This window comes from Phocaeicola sp. RTP21359st1_B8_RTP21360_211022, assembly GCF_040911965.1.
Lineage (GTDB): Bacteria > Bacteroidota > Bacteroidia > Bacteroidales > Bacteroidaceae > Phocaeicola > Phocaeicola vulgatus.
This window is the reverse complement of sequence record NZ_JBDFXP010000014.1, coordinates 58,273-73,875: the sequence shown is the minus strand read 5'-3', so window position 1 is coordinate 73,875 and position 15,603 is coordinate 58,273. Positions and strand designations below refer to the sequence as shown.

Annotated in this window: 22 protein-coding genes; 10 read left to right on the top strand and 12 right to left on the bottom strand. The window is 49.7% G+C overall.

Translation table 11 applies throughout. From position 1 onward, the window contains the following. The 3 genes from AB5062_RS09260 to AB5062_RS09250 are packed head-to-tail and all read left to right on the top strand — an operon-like array spanning position 1 to position 1,222. The gene (locus AB5062_RS09260) at positions 1–234 is read left to right on the top strand and encodes a hypothetical protein (RefSeq protein WP_005798295.1); all 234 of its coding nucleotides are present in this window, start codon (positions 1–3) and stop codon (positions 232–234) included. Beyond that, entirely contained in the window at positions 231–791 is a 561-nt protein-coding gene (locus AB5062_RS09255) for a phage virion morphogenesis protein (protein ID WP_195642075.1), read from the top strand. Before AB5062_RS09260 ends, AB5062_RS09255 begins: the two co-directional genes overlap by 4 nt. Beyond that, positions 788–1,222 carry a hypothetical protein gene (locus AB5062_RS09250; protein ID WP_195642076.1) on the top strand — a complete coding sequence of 145 codons (435 nt, stop codon included), beginning with the start codon at positions 788–790 and terminating at the stop codon, positions 1,220–1,222. The genes AB5062_RS09255 and AB5062_RS09250 overlap by 4 nt, the downstream gene beginning before the upstream one ends. Positions 1,223–1,306: 84 nt before the next feature. Here the strand turns inward: AB5062_RS09250 and AB5062_RS09245 are convergent, their stop codons facing one another. The 12 genes from AB5062_RS09245 to AB5062_RS09190 all read right to left on the bottom strand — a co-directional run bounded on the left by AB5062_RS09245 (position 1,307) and on the right by AB5062_RS09190 (position 11,062). After that, a complete protein-coding gene (locus AB5062_RS09245) occupies positions 1,307–2,146 on the bottom strand; it encodes a DNA adenine methylase (protein WP_195642077.1) in 840 nt (279 codons plus the stop codon). Continuing rightward, a complete protein-coding gene (locus AB5062_RS09240) occupies positions 2,143–2,781 on the bottom strand; it encodes a thymidylate synthase (protein ID WP_195642078.1) in 639 nt (212 codons plus the stop codon). Before AB5062_RS09240 ends, AB5062_RS09245 begins: the two co-directional genes overlap by 4 nt. Before the next feature lie 71 nt (positions 2,782–2,852). Further along, complete coding sequence (locus AB5062_RS09235; protein ID WP_195642079.1) at positions 2,853–3,095, bottom strand: hypothetical protein; 243 nt, start codon at positions 3,093–3,095, stop codon at positions 2,853–2,855. Between the two features lie 181 nt (positions 3,096–3,276). Beyond that, complete coding sequence (locus tag AB5062_RS09230) at positions 3,277–3,762, bottom strand: hypothetical protein (RefSeq protein WP_195642080.1); 486 nt, start codon at positions 3,760–3,762, stop codon at positions 3,277–3,279. Next, positions 3,759–5,060, bottom strand: coding sequence for a reverse transcriptase domain-containing protein (locus AB5062_RS09225; protein WP_008620877.1), 1,302 nt, complete (start codon positions 5,058–5,060; stop codon positions 3,759–3,761). Before AB5062_RS09225 ends, AB5062_RS09230 begins: the two co-directional genes overlap by 4 nt. A 382-nt stretch (positions 5,061–5,442) precedes the next feature. Continuing rightward, positions 5,443–5,676: a hypothetical protein gene (locus AB5062_RS09220; protein WP_195642081.1), complete on the bottom strand. Its 234-nt coding sequence runs from the start codon at positions 5,674–5,676 to the stop codon at positions 5,443–5,445. 97 nt (positions 5,677–5,773) lie between these two features. Beyond that, positions 5,774–6,985 carry a phage minor head protein gene (locus tag AB5062_RS09215; RefSeq protein WP_195642082.1) on the bottom strand — a complete coding sequence of 404 codons (1,212 nt, stop codon included), beginning with the start codon at positions 6,983–6,985 and terminating at the stop codon, positions 5,774–5,776. Positions 6,986–7,056: 71 nt separating this feature from the next. After that, on the bottom strand, positions 7,057–8,367 hold the full coding sequence (locus AB5062_RS09210; protein WP_195642083.1) for a DUF935 family protein: 1,311 nt from the start codon (positions 8,365–8,367) through the stop codon (positions 7,057–7,059). 4 nt (positions 8,368–8,371) lie between these two features. Next, positions 8,372–8,791 (bottom strand): phage protein Gp36 family protein, encoded by a 420-nt coding sequence (locus AB5062_RS09205; protein ID WP_368326861.1) that lies wholly within the window; start codon positions 8,789–8,791, stop codon positions 8,372–8,374. A 7-nt stretch (positions 8,792–8,798) separates the two neighbouring features. After that, on the bottom strand, positions 8,799–9,029 hold the full coding sequence (locus tag AB5062_RS09200; protein WP_005798272.1) for a hypothetical protein: 231 nt from the start codon (positions 9,027–9,029) through the stop codon (positions 8,799–8,801). A gap of 1 nt (position 9,030) precedes the next feature. Beyond that, positions 9,031–10,590 (bottom strand): hypothetical protein, encoded by a 1,560-nt coding sequence (locus AB5062_RS09195; protein WP_008675575.1) that lies wholly within the window; start codon positions 10,588–10,590, stop codon positions 9,031–9,033. Between the two features lie 7 nt (positions 10,591–10,597). Continuing rightward, positions 10,598–11,062, bottom strand: coding sequence for a terminase (locus tag AB5062_RS09190; protein ID WP_008675577.1), 465 nt, complete (start codon positions 11,060–11,062; stop codon positions 10,598–10,600). A gap of 208 nt (positions 11,063–11,270) precedes the next feature. On the opposite strand from AB5062_RS09190, the gene AB5062_RS09185 reads away from it, so the two are divergent. The 7 genes from AB5062_RS09185 to AB5062_RS09155 are packed head-to-tail and all read left to right on the top strand — an operon-like array spanning position 11,271 to position 15,599. Then, positions 11,271–12,206 (top strand): peptidase, encoded by a 936-nt coding sequence (locus tag AB5062_RS09185; RefSeq protein WP_032934379.1) that lies wholly within the window; start codon positions 11,271–11,273, stop codon positions 12,204–12,206. 35 nt (positions 12,207–12,241) lie between these two features. Next, a complete protein-coding gene (locus AB5062_RS09180) occupies positions 12,242–13,282 on the top strand; it encodes a hypothetical protein (RefSeq protein ID WP_171030726.1) in 1,041 nt (346 codons plus the stop codon). Between the two features lie 5 nt (positions 13,283–13,287). Next, positions 13,288–13,752, top strand: coding sequence for an N-acetylmuramoyl-L-alanine amidase (locus tag AB5062_RS09175; RefSeq protein ID WP_008778307.1), 465 nt, complete (start codon positions 13,288–13,290; stop codon positions 13,750–13,752). A gap of 14 nt (positions 13,753–13,766) precedes the next feature. Next, entirely contained in the window at positions 13,767–14,243 is a 477-nt protein-coding gene (locus AB5062_RS09170; protein ID WP_008778308.1) for a hypothetical protein, read from the top strand. Further along, the gene (locus AB5062_RS09165; protein WP_227194001.1) at positions 14,209–14,535 is read left to right on the top strand and encodes a hypothetical protein; all 327 of its coding nucleotides are present in this window, start codon (positions 14,209–14,211) and stop codon (positions 14,533–14,535) included. Before AB5062_RS09170 ends, AB5062_RS09165 begins: the two co-directional genes overlap by 35 nt. Next, positions 14,532–15,107 carry a hypothetical protein gene (locus tag AB5062_RS09160; RefSeq protein WP_005798256.1) on the top strand — a complete coding sequence of 192 codons (576 nt, stop codon included), beginning with the start codon at positions 14,532–14,534 and terminating at the stop codon, positions 15,105–15,107. The genes AB5062_RS09165 and AB5062_RS09160 overlap by 4 nt, the downstream gene beginning before the upstream one ends. A gap of 3 nt (positions 15,108–15,110) precedes the next feature. Next, positions 15,111–15,599, top strand: coding sequence for a hypothetical protein (locus AB5062_RS09155; protein ID WP_005798252.1), 489 nt, complete (start codon positions 15,111–15,113; stop codon positions 15,597–15,599). The last annotated feature ends 4 nt before the right edge of the window (positions 15,600–15,603 follow it).

Below are 15,603 nucleotides of genomic sequence, written 5' to 3'. Positions count from 1 at the left end.
ATGGGAAAGCGGCACGGAGTCAGTTATCAGAAGCGTGTAGTAGAAGTAAACAGGATATATGACCATTATGCCAGTCACGGTGTACCGAACCGTGAAATATGGCGGCGGTACATATATCCTGTGTATGCTATTAGTGAGCGTACATTCTACAATATGCTTAAAGCGTCCGCAGACCCTAAAAATGATTTGCCGGACGATACGGTACAATTGAAATTTAACTTTGACTGGGAATGAATGAAGATGTAAAAAAAGTAGTGGCCCGGATACTGAAAGACATTCAGGTGGAAATGAGCGATGAGTTTGACAAGAACTTTGAGCGGCAGGCTTTTTTCAGTGAGAAATGGCAGCGACGGAAAAGTCCCATCCGGGATGAAGGCAGAGCCATACTGACAGATACCGGGGCGCTTCGGAAAAGTATTGGGAGCCGGACGACGGTAAACAGCATTACCTTCTTTACTACTCTTCCCTATGCGGCCATTCATAATGATGGTGGTGAAATAGTGGTGACAGGGCGAATGAAGCGTTTCTTCTGGCATAAGTATTATGAGGCCACCGGGTCGTTCGGGAGAAGGAAGGACGGAAAACTGCGAAAAGACAAACGAAATGCCCGGCTTGATACAGAAGCCGATTTTTGGATGTTCATGGCTTTAAAGAAAGAAGGAAGCACCATCAGGATTCCCCGACGCCGTTTCCTCGGCACATCGCCTGAAGTGGAAAAAGCCGTCCGTGAGATTGTAGAAGAGAACCTAACAGAGTATTTTACCATTGAATATAATATCATAAGAAGATGAGAAAAGAACTTTACCGGCTGCTTTGCAGCGAACTGAAGGCCATTGACCTTATAAAGCACATAGACCTGTGGAATCACAACGTGGAATTCATCGAGCAGGAAGAGAACTGGGAGCGTCCGGCTGTTTTTGTGGAATTCTGCCCTATACAGTGGAATGCGATTGTTCCCGGTGTGGAATACCGGGCAGAACCTTTGATCAAGCTGCACATCGTGACAGACTGGGAAGGTTCGAGTGCTGATGGAAGCGAGCTGCAGGAAGATGCGTTGAAGGTGTTTGACCTGCCCGGACTGATTCATGCACAGCTTGCCGGATTGGGAGGCGAGACCTTTTTGGAGCTGGATCTGGTGGAGAGTGATACCAATCACAACCATGAGGATATTGTGGAAAGTATCGAGGTATATCAGTGTGTGGCCATCAAGCGGCTGCAATAGCCGTCTTTATTAGACAGAAAAAGCCGCGGACGTGCAAATTACCGTCTGCGGCTTTTTTGTTCAATACAGGCAAAGTAAACGCAATCAGGCAGCCTCTTTCTTGTAAAGCATCATATCTGTGTAAGAAGAGTTGTAATTCATGTGAGCATTGAATTCCACCTTTGTGCAGTTTTCAAAAGGATTACCTAAATCCCTATTTTTACCTATCCATTCGCACAGCTCCAGAATTGAAGATTTGTTGGATGTAAAATATACGTATGAATGCCCCTTCAGTACATTCAGCACATCCAGATAGTCTGCCATATTCCAGTACATGTTATAGGTTCCTACGTCAGTGGACAGATAGGGCGGATCAACAAGAAATACTACTCCAGGAATATCTTTATACCGGTTGAATACTTCCTTGTAATCGCAAGATACGATTTCCAGCCCTTCGAGATAGTCCGTACATTCCGGGTAGCCGGTCTTGCGTATATTGTTGTATAAAGCTTCCTTCCGCATATCCTGAACAGACAGTTTGTATTTCATGGAAAACAAGATAGAGGAGGAGAGGGTAATGAAATCCACATATCCGGTGCTATTCTCTTCCTGCTCGATGCGGCTGAATATTCGTTCACGCAGTTCTCCTTTAATGATTTTATGACGTGGTACGGAATTCCCTACCATTTCGCGAATGTCAGCAAGCAGCTGATTCGTTTGCGGAATGTGCTTCATGCGGAAGCGGTAGTTATCAAAGTCATTATAGATAACAGTAGAGTGGGGCTTGAGGGATTTGGTAATGTGAGACAACAATCCGGAGCCACCGAACAGGTCAACAAACAATGTCCCATCCGGATATTGCTCCAGCACTTTCATGAATTCCTTGGCGAACATACGCTTTTGCCCGACAAATGGGAGAGGGGCTGACAGATACATCTTTCTCATACGTTCAATTCAAATTTTACATTTTCATTGCCGGCAAGCAGCTGTTCTGTTTTGTCGATGTTGTTTTCGTAAATATGCACGTTCCCCAGATTCAGGGTGATGGATTTTAGCGGCAACTCAATCTGTCTTGATATTAGATACAAATGATAAATATCTGCCGGCAGTCCTAAATTCGCATCGCTGCTTCGCTGATAGGCGGTCATGACCAGTTCTCCTTGCTCTATCTGAAACTGAACAAGACTAAGGCATGGAGCCTGGTTGCTTTCTGTTCCTGTAGATCCGAGAAACAATATATAGTTTTTGCTGTTCCTTTTTTCCCTGTTTATGCGTTCGATGAGTGGCGGCAGTTTTTCAAAATAGGTTGGGTAGCTGTTCACAAGGATAGAGCCGCAGTAGTCCCACCAGTTGATTCCGGCCTCCCTGTATTTTTCCACGTTGCGCTCGCCTCTCATAAACAGTTGTAGCTCGTTTTTTAACTTCTTCCGCGCTATGGTATGCCCCTCGAATATATCAAGAAGGTCGGCTGGGAGCAGCGTCAGCTGTTCATTCAGCAGGTAGCGGATATTCCCTTTTTTATTGCTTTGCATCTTTCCGGACGAAAGCACCTTGCCTAAGATTTGATAATACTTGTTCATGATATGAATGTTATTTATTGCGATACAAAGGTAGGGTAGGGGAGTTTGCCTTTAGTGGGAGGAAGTCCTGATTACACTGCACACAAATTGCAGTCGGTTTTAAAACGCCTGATCAGGTCATACACCTTTCGCTCACTGATGCCATATCGTAGGGAAAGCATTGCTACGATATAAGACACTTTTTCCCCATTGATCTGCAACTTGTTATATTCATTATATAGTTCTATATATTGCACATCATCGGGTCGTATGCCCATGTAATGGCATGTTTTTAAAAGCTCCCTGTTCAATTTTAGTATCTCAATTACTTTCATATCCAGTTAAATTTTGTACATTTGCAACATCTCACTTACTTTTGATTAAAAAACGCATCCAGTGCGCGGCGAGGGCATTGCCCCCGGTCGTGCGCACTGGATGCGTTTAAGTTAAAAGTAGGTGAGATGATTTTTAACAGGCCGGGGGCTTTTTTTATCCCTCCCCCGAAGGGATTCTCAATCATTCAATCCTGTATAATTCCAAATTGAACTTATCCTTCTTTTCCCAGCCTTCAGCCAGAATCTTCTGGATATACCTTACCGCTTTCGTATAGAAGTCTTTCAACTCATCTAACCGACTAAAAGTATGGTATTCGGGCTGTTCATCCGAACCGAATTTGAATGTAACCGGAAGGGTCTCTCCGCCCGTCTGAACGGCCAAATCGTATGCTGCCTTATAGTTGTATTGGTTCTCCGTAGAAAGCCATACAGGGGCACCATTATAGGCGAATCCGGATAGGATAGCTGCATCAGTCTGGCTGTTATACCATGACATAACCAATGTGCGGATTTCCTCATCAGTAGGCTTGTGTCCGAACTCCTCTTCCATGTAGGAGGCAGAGCCGTTCTCTTTTTCCTGCACATCCCAGCGGATGCGCCATTTGTCTTTAACCGGGTTCGTGCATTCCATCAGCGACACACCGGCACTTCCTTCAACTCTTCTCATGTAAACACGTATTTGGTTCTACCTTTGCCGAATGTCTCTGTCTTGATGGTCGTTTCAAACGGGAAACCATCCGGCATTTCCTTTACTTGTGCGAGAATATTCTTCATTTCCTCGCTGTTGGTGAAGAACTTCTTTGCTTCGCCGTTCACTTCGATGGCCACAATACAGCGGTCTTCTCCCTGCTCGGTCTTGATACCGGTCTCAAAGTCCTTCACTACAATCGGTAAGTTTACCAGTTCCCGGATGCTTACCACCACACCGGGAAATCGCTTCTTGCCGTCCTCCGGCTTGTAAGCGACATTCAAGTCTTTAAAACTTCTCATTTCTTTGCCTGTTAATTTTTTAAACAACTTATTACAGTCGGCGTGCTTCGTCATGCCGTAGAAACTGGCAATCAGTTCTCGCCGTCTTTTTCTCGATTTTACCTCGTGCATCTTCCGGGCAAACTTCTGCTTGATACGTTTCCGCAATCTTACATAGTCGGGACGGATAACATAGCCAAGGAAATCAATGCCTTCTTCTACAGGGAATACCCGTTCATTCGGCTTTATTTCCAAGTCTATTTTTCCCATTTGCCTGTGAATAACATCACGAATCTTCCACAATTCCGCTTTCGTTTTACCGAGTACCAGTCCGTCATCGCAATAGCGATAGTAATAACGAACCCCGTACTTATCCTTCAGATAGTGGTCTAAAAATACAGACAGAAGCAGATTTCCTGCCCCTTGTGAACTGCGCAGTCCGAAGCTTATACCTTCCGGCAGCAGCTTAACAAACCGCTCTAGTAGCACCAACAGCCTTTCGTCCTTGAACACCCTCCGGAAGCACCACATAACAAAGTCCTGCCGTGCATTGTCGTAAAACCTACGGATGTCAAACTTGTATGCGTAAAGTGTGCCTTCCGGGTCTTTTTGCAAATCGGTACGTATGCAGTTCATCAGATCATGAGTACCGCGCCTTTTGATGCTTGCACCGGTTGTCCGGATATAACGTTTTTGCAGGTGGCGGTCCACCACATTCATGATGGCAAACACAGCGATGCGGTCTTTCATGGACAGGATCTGCAAAATACGTTTTTTACCGTATTCTTCAATTTCCCTCTCATGGTAGCCGCCCAGCCGGAATGAGCCGTCCGCAATGGAAGCCGTCAGTTCGGCGATAATCTTCTCCCTATGGGCAAGCAGGAACCGTCCCTGCCTTGACCTCTTACGACCGGTTCCGCGAAGTACCGAATCGAATGCCTCCGACATATTGGAGTATTCGATGATTTCCTCGATAATATATCCTTCCCTGCGCATACAAATTCAGCTATTGGTTAATAAACATGGAAGATAAGGGCCTTCCTTTCCCCGGGTCTGACTTCTTCGAGCTGACTTGAGCCTACCAAACTCCACCCGACGCGTGATTTTTCAGCTTTCCACCCTAATGGGTGCTGTTGCTGTGGCTTGCTTCCCTCGGCACCGCTTCGGGGACACGTCCCCGGTGCTGTACGCCGATTAATTAGATTTCCAGACGCGAGCCGATATTCGCATTCGTATTCGAAGCATCGTTATTCGCATTCGCATTCGACACACCGCCATTCGCGTTCGCATTGTTGTACCCGCGATAGACCAAACGGACTATCGGGAAGCTCCACCGGGTACAAAGTTACTGATTTAACAGGCAAAATGAGCTAAAGCATTACACTATCCACCAAAATAGGGCCGACAATATGCCGCCTATGACGGTAAGAGACCAGTCTATCCAGTCCCAAAGTCTGCCTTTCAGTTTGTCTTTCAGTTCCAGACAGGAGGCTGCGACAGCTGCAGCATAGAGCGCTGTCCACGGGGTGAAGGCCAAAATGCCTACCAACAAACCGCCAATAAGGTGTTTGTAGCGGTTGCTTTGTTTGAGAAATTCGATAATTTTGTTCATAACGGGTTGTTTTTAAAAATTGTTTTGTATATTTGCAGTGAGGAATAGCGTTAGATGTTCAGAACGGGATTGTAGTTCCCGGAGCTTGCGTCTTTCGCTATTCTTTCTTTTTTATATGTTTGTATAATTCACCTCCTTCTGAAAGACTGTGCAGCGTGTATTCGTGCCAGTCGTATTCCCGAACTATTATCAGTGCTTTTTCACCTCTTACTTCTATCTCGAAAATGTGCGATTGTATGAGGTGTGGAATACCTTTGTGGTTATCTGCTGTTCCCAGGTATTTGGCTTTGGCAAATACATTCTTTATATCCAGAAGCATGAGGTTCTTTTCATGGTAGAACTTGTATGGCTGGTTGGTCCATTCTTGAAGCGTGCGTTTTGATATGTTTACCGGGAATGGGAATTCATTATTCGTGATAACTGTTCCCTGCAATGGCTTGGCTTGCTTCTTTATCTGTTTGGCATCTGCATTGGCCAATGTTCTTACCAGTTTGCATGCGGCGCACAATTCATTTTCCGGAACGAAGACCAGTTTCATATTTCCGTTGTTCATATCGCAATCCTTACAGCGCTTGATGGTGTATGGATTATAGTCGGGCATCGTCTTTTGTTCCATGCCTGCATTGAACCGGAACATTCCCTTTTTGTCAACTTCCAAAGCTGATTCCCCCCTTGCCATGGCCTCTTCGTGGTCTGTAGGCGGATACTTGGATTTGCGTACCTGGACCACGGAACAGCGGCAGCCCCATCCGTTAGGAGGATAGAATTCTGCCCAGAACGGGTCTGAAGCCGGGAGTGTGATGCCGGCCATTTCTGCATGGGTGGGACGTACCTTTGCATCCCCGGCCGTGCGGTACTGTAGATAATAGCGGTCGCCGTCCTGCATGAACCGTTCCCATTTGGCTGCCATTTCAGCCGAAGCCTGTACAAAGTTGAATTCAGCCCGTAGATAGTTTGAATTGTATGTTTCGTCGATCTTCCGGACATCATTCAAAAAGCGTTCGAACGTCTTTCTATTGCCGTTTTCATCCAACAGGGAGGGAAAGGCCTCATTCAGTTCATGGAAGGTCTTCAGGCCGGAGAATACATAGTTGGAACGCTCCAGCCGCTTGCGCATGGCCTCGGATATTTCCACCTGCCGGAATGAACCGTTCAGGACAGAAGAATGAGCTTCTATAAAATCCTGCGCTTCTTCGGATGCCAGGATACCTATTTCAAGGTTTGCCCCTTCCTGCCGGAACAATACCTTCATCATGCGGTCAAAGCGTTCCGTGAGCTTGTCGCGCATGAGTCTTGCCTCGTCCTCCATGGAGAGGCATAGTTCCTGTTTACCCAACAGGTGGGCATACCGCTGGTGCAGCCCCGAATAATCATCGGGGCTCAGTCGAAAAAACGGGACAGCGTTTCAGCCGGTTTGCCGTCTTTCTTTTTTTTCAGTTCTGTCGGGTCCGGCTCTTCCTTCGGTTCCTTCTCCTCGCACGGGATGCCGTATTTTTCCTCAAAGTACTGAGGCTTTACCTTGTAGTGCTGCAGTACCATTTCCTCGTAAGCTTTCTGCTGTTCGGGCGTGTAGTCAATGGAGTAGTCCCAATCGAAGCGCAGCCCTTTAACAGGAAACCCGTGGCGCACCATGCGCGGAATGAGCTGGTTGTTCACTATATCCCGCAGCATGTCGCAGTCGCTTTCCACGAGGTTCTGGAACACTTCAAGGTGCGTTTCGGACTGTGAGAGGCTGCTTCCGTCCTCGATGGTCATCGTCTGCCCGATGATGAGCTTTGACAGTTCGGAGTTGGCCCGGTCGATTCGCTTGTCATAGACATTGAACGCATCCCCCTTGCCGCTTTCCACAAATTCGATTTCGGTTTCCATTCCTGCCACCATGGAGAGGGCGGTTCCGGCTTCACGCAGCATCTTGTCGAGACGGTCAATCTCTTTCTGGTCGCGCGAAGTGGTGCGTGCTATACGCATGGGCATTCCGAATATCTCCCCGAAAGTGTCCCAAAAAGCCAGCATATTCTTTTTGGGTATAGTCTGTGAAGCTGCCTTGAGATACAGCCCGAGGTCGTCAGGTCTGCCAGCCTCAATGAGCCAGTCGGAAAAAGGCGGCTGGCGGTAATCTATACCGGTAGTCCAGTCCTGCCCGAGGTCGGTTATGACACGTCCGTACTCAGGAATGACATGCTTGCGCGGAATAAGCTTCACATCCGAATAACAGATGCAGCCGTCGCCGTCAGTGTAAAGGTCGCCCAATTCGATGAGCGAATGTCCCCAGTAGATTGAATCAAGTGCATAGCGCATGAGCTGCTTGAACCAGGACTGGTCAAAGAAGTGAACCGCTTCCTCGTTCTCATCCCCTTTCATATCCACGATTTTGAAAGAACGTGCCATGACAAAACCTCTGCGCTGCTCCACACACCCGGAGAGGTGAAGGTCTATTTCCGTGTCCCGGTAGATGTCGTACAGGCGCTGGCGGCTGGGACTGTCCACATTGATGGCATACTGCCAGGCATCGCGCCAGTTCTTGATGTCCTTCCGGGTGAGTGCATCAGTGGTGCGTTGCAGGTCGATGACCATTTTCTGCACCCGCTTGATGTCTTTCCCTTTGGCCAGATTAAAATTGCCGTATGGCGTTTGCAGTACGTTTTTCGGTTTATTGGAAAACATACCGCTGAAAAAGTCTTTAATATCCATAGTCCTACCAGTTATGATGAAGCTGCTTCTGACAGCTGTAAACAAATGAATTTCCGGACGGAAGCCCATCTTCTCCGACAGCCAAAGGCAAATCAGGGACAATTTTTCCGGCCTGTATCCCCTCGAGCATTTTTATTGCACGCTCGTAGCGTTCCTTGCGCACCTCGCTTCCCATTTTCTGCGGAACTGACGCGCTCATGTGATAGAGTGCGATGTCGCAGGCGTACGTTACGATGAGCTTGTTACGCTGTTCATCCTGTGCAGCGAAAATGGCCGTACAGTCGTATTTCGAACGCAGATAGCCGGATATTTCCTCCAAAGCCACCGTTTCCGCATCGGCACGGTTTTCCGGGCTTACCTGGGAGATGACCTTCAATGCGTTGTCGCCGATGACAACTTTGTAATCTTCTTCTGTAATGAACATGACCTTATTATTTAGTGATGAATAATGCCATTTTTTCTATATCCCGGATAGTGGTTCCCTTGCGGAAACGGTGGCGGTGAATCAGTTCGCAGATATTCCTTTTGGGGACAACTTTCAGTTTGCCGCCCATATACAGGACGTAGTATTTTCTTCCGTAGAGCTTGGCATACTTGCAAGCACGGGCAACGGCACGTTTATAGCGCCATGCAAAAATCATTCTTTTAATCAGTTGTATCATGTTACCATATATTTTTGGCGGTCGGCCTTTTGCCGAACACCGGTTGAAAACTCTCCTGTCTTGAATTGCGCTGCAGCATCCAGATGGCTCCCTCGTCGGCATCCGGTGCATCATCGTGAATACGGCTGCCACGCTCCAGAGCCAAGGTCTGTTCGATTCCGGTCTGCATATCCGGCGATTCTTTCAACTTCTCATTGTAGAATACGAAACCGCGTTCCCATAATGGTGACACCGCTTCGATGCGCTGGAGCTTGTCCGGCTTCTTTCGTTTGTCCGGCATGATGGGCAGTTGGTATCCACGCAGATTTCCTTCTGCCTCAAACTCATCCAGAATGACATCCTGCATGAAGTTCGCTTCCATAAAGAACTGGACGGCTGCCGTATCGCGTGTACGCTCGTAGAGGTCGTAAAGCCACCGTACCATTCCGGAAACGGTATCCTGCCGGACGTAACAGTCTATAAGGTGCAGTTCCTTCCCAATCTTGCCCCAAAGGCGGCAAGCCTTGTAGTCGTTTGAAGTGGTCGATTTGAAAGAGGGGTCGGTATAGCAGACCAGCATTTCATACTTGGACAGTCTGGGCAGTTTCTTGTAACGAATCCAGTCTGCCCGGAAGATAGTGCCGTCCACGATGGGGTTGTGCATCATCTCCTTTTCCCATGCCCGGTAGCCTACGAAATCCCTGTATTCCTGCGCCTCCTCTTTCGTCCATTTTTCGCGCCATACCGGTTCTCCGTTCTTGTCTATTGCCTTGATGACGGATACATGTACCCCTTTTGTCTTGGTGAGATTGGCCAGCACCGAGTTTTTAGAAATGAGGTTCCCGACCATGATAAAGCGTCCCCGGCCCACATCCAGTGCACCAAAAAGGGCTTCTTTCACCCAGTCTGTAATGTCATGCACCCGTTTCTCATTGCGGCACAGTTCGTCGTCATCCAAGTCATCGATGACGATGTAGTCCGGGCGTGCTTCCCGGTCGCGCAGACCACGCGGAGACTGTCCGCGTCCGCAAGCCAGGAATTTCACCCCGTTGGCAGCCTTGAACTCCCCATCCTGCCAGGAGGCATTCCCCTGCTGCTTGCCGAAGTCGGCAATGATGCGCTGGTTGTGTTCCAGTTCCGCCTGAATATCGCCCAGCAGACGTGTGGCAGAGTCTTCGCTTTTGCCGACCACCACCATGAAATTGATGAGCCGCTTTGGTTGGAACATGAGCCATAATGGGACGAAGATGTCCATGTGAGTGGACTTGGCATGACCGCGCGGCCACATGAATACCGCCTTCAGGTTGGGCGTACCCCTTACTTTGGCCGCTGCCGCATTGTGGAACGGTGCATTGTGAATGGTGCGTATGGCTTCCCCGGTAGTCTTGTCACGCAAGGTGAGGAAGTGGGGAAAGTAATATTCGCAGAATGCGGCATAGTTACCCTGCAGCCGCAGAATGCGCCTGTCCCTTTGTGCCGGTGTCTCGCCTGCGAGCAGCGCCGTATCCGTAATGGACTGTACCCTTTTGCAGTGTTCTTTCCACTGTTCGTATGCCTGTTTCTTTTCCGCTGCTGTTGCCATGCCCTTGTTATTTTATGCCCATCTGTTCGGTTATGTACAGGTCCTGGTACTTGTTGATGGCCTTTACCAATTCCGGGGTCACATCCGGGTCGATCGTCGAGCGGTATTCGATCCATTTGGAAAATGCCATGAACACTTCGATGGCATCCACCACATTGGCCTTCTTGTCGAGCTTCTCGATGACCGCCGACAGTTTTGCCAGCTTGTCGCCCAGCCCGGCTATCAATGTGGGGTCATCCGACGAGTTCACTTGTGTGATAAGCGTGTCGATGGTGAGCAGAAGCTTGTTCACCAGTTCCGGGCGAGTGACGTTCTTTGCCGCCCTTGCTTCTTTCCACCCTTCGGAGGTACACCATTTGGATATGGTGACACGAGACACGTCCACCTTTTCCGCTATTTCCGTTTGCTCCATTCCGGAGAGGAATAGTGAGCGTGCGAGCGATTTCTTCTTTTCGATTTCTGCCTTTGTCATATTATAAAGAATATAGGTTTGAACGGCAGGTATTGGAATGACTGTACACCTGCCCGATTTGTTCGCAAAGTTGTCCGCTTATCGGTTTGCCGCCAAAATAATGTGTAACGGTTTCATAGAAGTGTGCAACCGTTGCACACATTTTTGGCGGCCCTGCGAGTGCTCCGTAATATTGCAGAGCCAACGCACAAAGGCGTGGCATGGAAAAATGAGTAAACGTGTAAGAATTTCAAATGACAGCCTGAACAGTTACGGAAGCCGCGTGCTGACATCGGGCATGAGTGTGGAGCAGTACTGCCGGAATCCGGTACTGCTGTACATGCACCAGCGCGGTAGCGTGATCGGTTATGTGAAGGATATCCGGGTGGAAGACGGCGAGGTGACCGGTGAACCCGTGTTTGACGAGGCGACCGACCTCAGTAAGAGGTGTAAGAAACAATTTGAGTTCGGCAGCCTGAGAATGGTAAGTGCCGGCATAGATATCCTGGAACTGAGCGAACAGCCCGAACATCTACTGCCGGGACAGACTTGTCCGACCGTGACCAAGAGTAAACTGTACGAGGTCTCTCTGGTGGACGTTGGTTCTAACGATGATGCCATCATATTGATGAAAGACGGTAAACAAATCACTTTGGGAAGGGACGGGGAATGTCCCTTGCCATCAATCAATAATCAAAAAACAGAAGAAGAAATGGAACTGAAACTTTTGGCCCTTCAATTGGGGCTGCCGGAAACGGCGACGGAGGCTGATGTAACCCGGGCATTGAATGACCTGAAAGCGGCCAAGGCTGAGAATGACTCTCTGAAAGATGAAAACGGGAAGCTGACCCTGGCCCGCATTACCGGTCTTGTGGAAAAGGCCGTAGCGGAGAAACGACTGGGGGAAGACAAGAAGGCACAGTTTATCGAACTGGGCAAGAAGGTTGGATCCGACGAGCTGAAGAATGTGCTTGATGCCATGCAACCCCAGGTGAAGATCTCCACCGTGCTGAGTTACCAGGGTGGCAAGCAGCAGGCACAGCCGTCCACCTATGCCAAGCTGAGCGATGTCCCGAGTGACGCACTGCTTGAAATGCGTGAGCAGAACCCGGAGGAGTACAAGCGTCTGTACAAGGCCGAATATGGAATGACCTGTGAAATTTGAAAACCTTTAAAATGAAGACAATGGGAAAAATTGTAATGCTTTTGACGGCACTCCTGTTCAATACGCTGACAGGTGCCGTGTGTGCTTCCGTGCTGGGATTCTCTCCTGCAGCCGGAGCTGTGGGAATGAATGCGGTGGCAGCCTTCATGGGCATGGCTCCGCAGAGCGCTTCAATACTCCGTGAAGGGGTTTATACGGAAATCTGGACGGGCGAGCTTGTCAAGGTACTCCGTGCCGGGCTGGAAGGCACGTGGCTGTCAGGAATTCCCGACCAAAGCAGTATCGTGAACAACGATGTGATTCATCTGGTAGAGGTAGGGGTGGATCCGGACGTCTTGATTAACAACAAGACCTACCCGATTGACGTACAGGCTTTGGAAGACAAGGACATCGCCATCAAGCTTGACAAATTCCAGACCAAGGCCACGCCGATTACGGATGACGAACTTTATGCCATCAGCTATGACAAGACCGCCCGTGTAAAGGAAGGTCATGCCAACAGTATCAATGATGCGAAGTTCACCAAGGCGGCCCATGCCCTTTGCGCGAACAAGAATACGGCAACGACCCCGGTGCTTAAGACTACCGGCGAGAAAGATCCGGCCACAAACCGTCTGCGCCTTACCGTGAATGACCTTGTGGAAATGAAGCGTGCCCTTGACAACCTGCGCGTGCCGTCAGACGGCCGCAGACTGGTGCTTTGCCCCGACCATGTGAATGACCTGCTGCTGACCAGCCAGGCATTCCGCGAGCAGTACAACATTGACCGCAACAGCGGCAAGGTAGGCAACCTGTATGGCTTTGAAATCTATGAGTACGGCAACAATCCGCTTTATACTACAGCCGGAGTGAAAAAGGCATTGGGTGCAACGGCAGAAGCCGGTGAATTCCCGTGTTCGTTTGCCTTCTACAAACAGCGGGTTTTCAAGGCAACAGGCTCTACCAAGATGTATTATTCCGAGTCAAAGAACGACCCGTTGAACCAGCGTAACCTGATTAACTTCCGCCATTACTTCATCTGCATGCCCAAGAAAGAGGATGCCGGAGTGGTAATGATGAGCGGCTATCAAGCATGATGATTATGGCAAAGTTGAAATATCTGGTAATACACTGTACGGCAACTCCGGAGGGACGTGAGGTTTCATCTGCGGACATTCGCAAATGGCATACATCTCCGGTTGCCCAGGGAGGAAGAGGATGGAAGCAGGTTGGCTATACCGACCTGTTCCACCTGAACGGAGGCGTGGAACGTCTGGTAGAAAACAATGAGGATGCACAGGTGGACCCTTGGGAAGTGACCAACGGAGCCAAGGGATATAACAGTGTGAGCCGTCACATCGTGTATGCCGGAGGCGTGGAAAAAGACGGTAAGACCCCGAAAGACACCCGCACTGGCTGTCAGAAAAAGGCACTGGAGAAGTATGTGAAGGATTTTCACCGGAAATTTCCTGATGTACGCATTGTAGGACACAACGAACTGGCAGCGAAAGCCTGTCCGAGTTTCGATGTGCAGGAATGGTTGAAAGAAATAGGTATTAATCAATAATAAAACCGGGTGGTATGGACTTGAGCGAATTTATGAACATTATCCTTGGCGGCGGCCTGGTTGGTACGGTGGCGACCATTGGCTCCTTGCGGGCTACTGTGAGAAAAGCGAAAGCGGAAGCGATGAAGGCCGAGGCCGGTGCAGAGGCTATGCGCATAGATAACGCCGAACATGCCACCCGCATTTTGATGGAGAATATTGTAAAACCTCTGAAAGATGAATTTTGTGAAACAAAGAAAGAACTGGCCCGCAATACACGTGAGATGGCCCGTCTTAGAAAAGCTATTGATACAGCCGGGAACTGTCCTCATCGTGACGATTGCCCTGTGCTTGACAGGTTGCGCGAGTCACCGAAAGAGCATGAACCGGGAAGTCCGGACGGAAACGGCAAGCGCCGACAGCGCGAGCGGAAGTCGACGGGCGGGACTGGTGATGGCGGGGGTACCGGCGAGTTCGGTGAAGCTGACTATACCGGCGGACAGCCTCCGTAAACTTCCTGAAGGGGCGGTGTATCGCGGGAAGAGTGGACAGGCGAATCTGACCGTAGGCAGCGACGACAGCGGGAACATCGTGGCCGAAGCCTCGTGTGACAGTCTGCAGCAGCTGGTGCTATGGTATGAAGAAGAGCTGGCGCGTATCCGTAGCGAGACCAAGAACGAAATTTCAAATGACGTTCAAACGGAGGAAAAACGTCCTCCGAACCCGGTGCGGGTGTTTACTTGGGGAATGGTTGCCGGCTTGCTTGTCGGTATGTTATTAACAATGAAACTGAAAAAAAGATGAACAAGAATTTTATGTACGGCATAGGAGCCGTAAAGTATAAGGATTTCACAATCGGGTATATTGAAAAGAACTCGTTTGACCTGGGCGGCAAGAAACCCGAGGCCGCGAAGATCGAGGCCGAACAGGTGCAGGGTGCCCCGGTGCTGGTCATCCCACAGAGTAACGGCGGCATCGCCCCGACATTTAACGTTATCCAGATGAACTATTCGAACCTGCACAAACTGCTTGGCGGCAGCCTGCATTATAAGAAAGAAGACTCGGAAAAGAAAACTCCGATCGGCTGGACAGCCCCGTCGGAGGTGCTTGTCATGCAGGGACCATGGGAACTCTCCCTCGTGTCCGGACAGAGCGTACTGATTCCCAACGCCACGCTGCTTTCCAATCCTGCAGGCAAGCTGACCCTTACAGAAACCTCCAAGATAGAGGTTACGCTCGAAGTGGCGATGCCGGAGGACGGTTCGCAGCCTTACGGCGTGTTCGATACGGAAGCAATACCGGACGAGTGGGGGCAGTACAAGCTGCCGCCGGCGGAAGCCGCGGCTGCAGCATCGCTCCAAAGTGAGGAGGGCTAACGTATGGCTGACCGTTTGGAACAACTGATAGAGATGGAGTGTGCGGACGCGCTGCTTGACAGCGGCGTGTCCGTACCTCTTAAAAGGTGGAAGCTTCCGTGGCTGAAACGCCCGGTGGAGGTGCGTGTGACGATGAAGCGTCCGAGGCTGCGGGGTCAGATTCTGCTGGCGCGGGAATACCTGAAGACGGGTGTCAAACCCGATTGGCAACCGAAGGACAAGACCGAGGAACTGGCCTTTGTGGCGGAGCATGGTAAGGCTGTGAGCCGCCTGCTGGCCTATACGGTATGCCGGGGATACGTGTCGCGGCACGTGGGCATCGGGGTGACAGCGTGGGTACTGCGGAACTTTGTGGAGTGGCGTTATCTGACGGCCATGTTCCGAACATTCGAGCGTCTGATGGGCACGAAGGATTTTATGCGTATTATCAGCTCGACAGCGCGGGCGAACCCGATGACTCCGAGACTGAGCCAGGCAAGGAAGGGGAGTTAAGAAC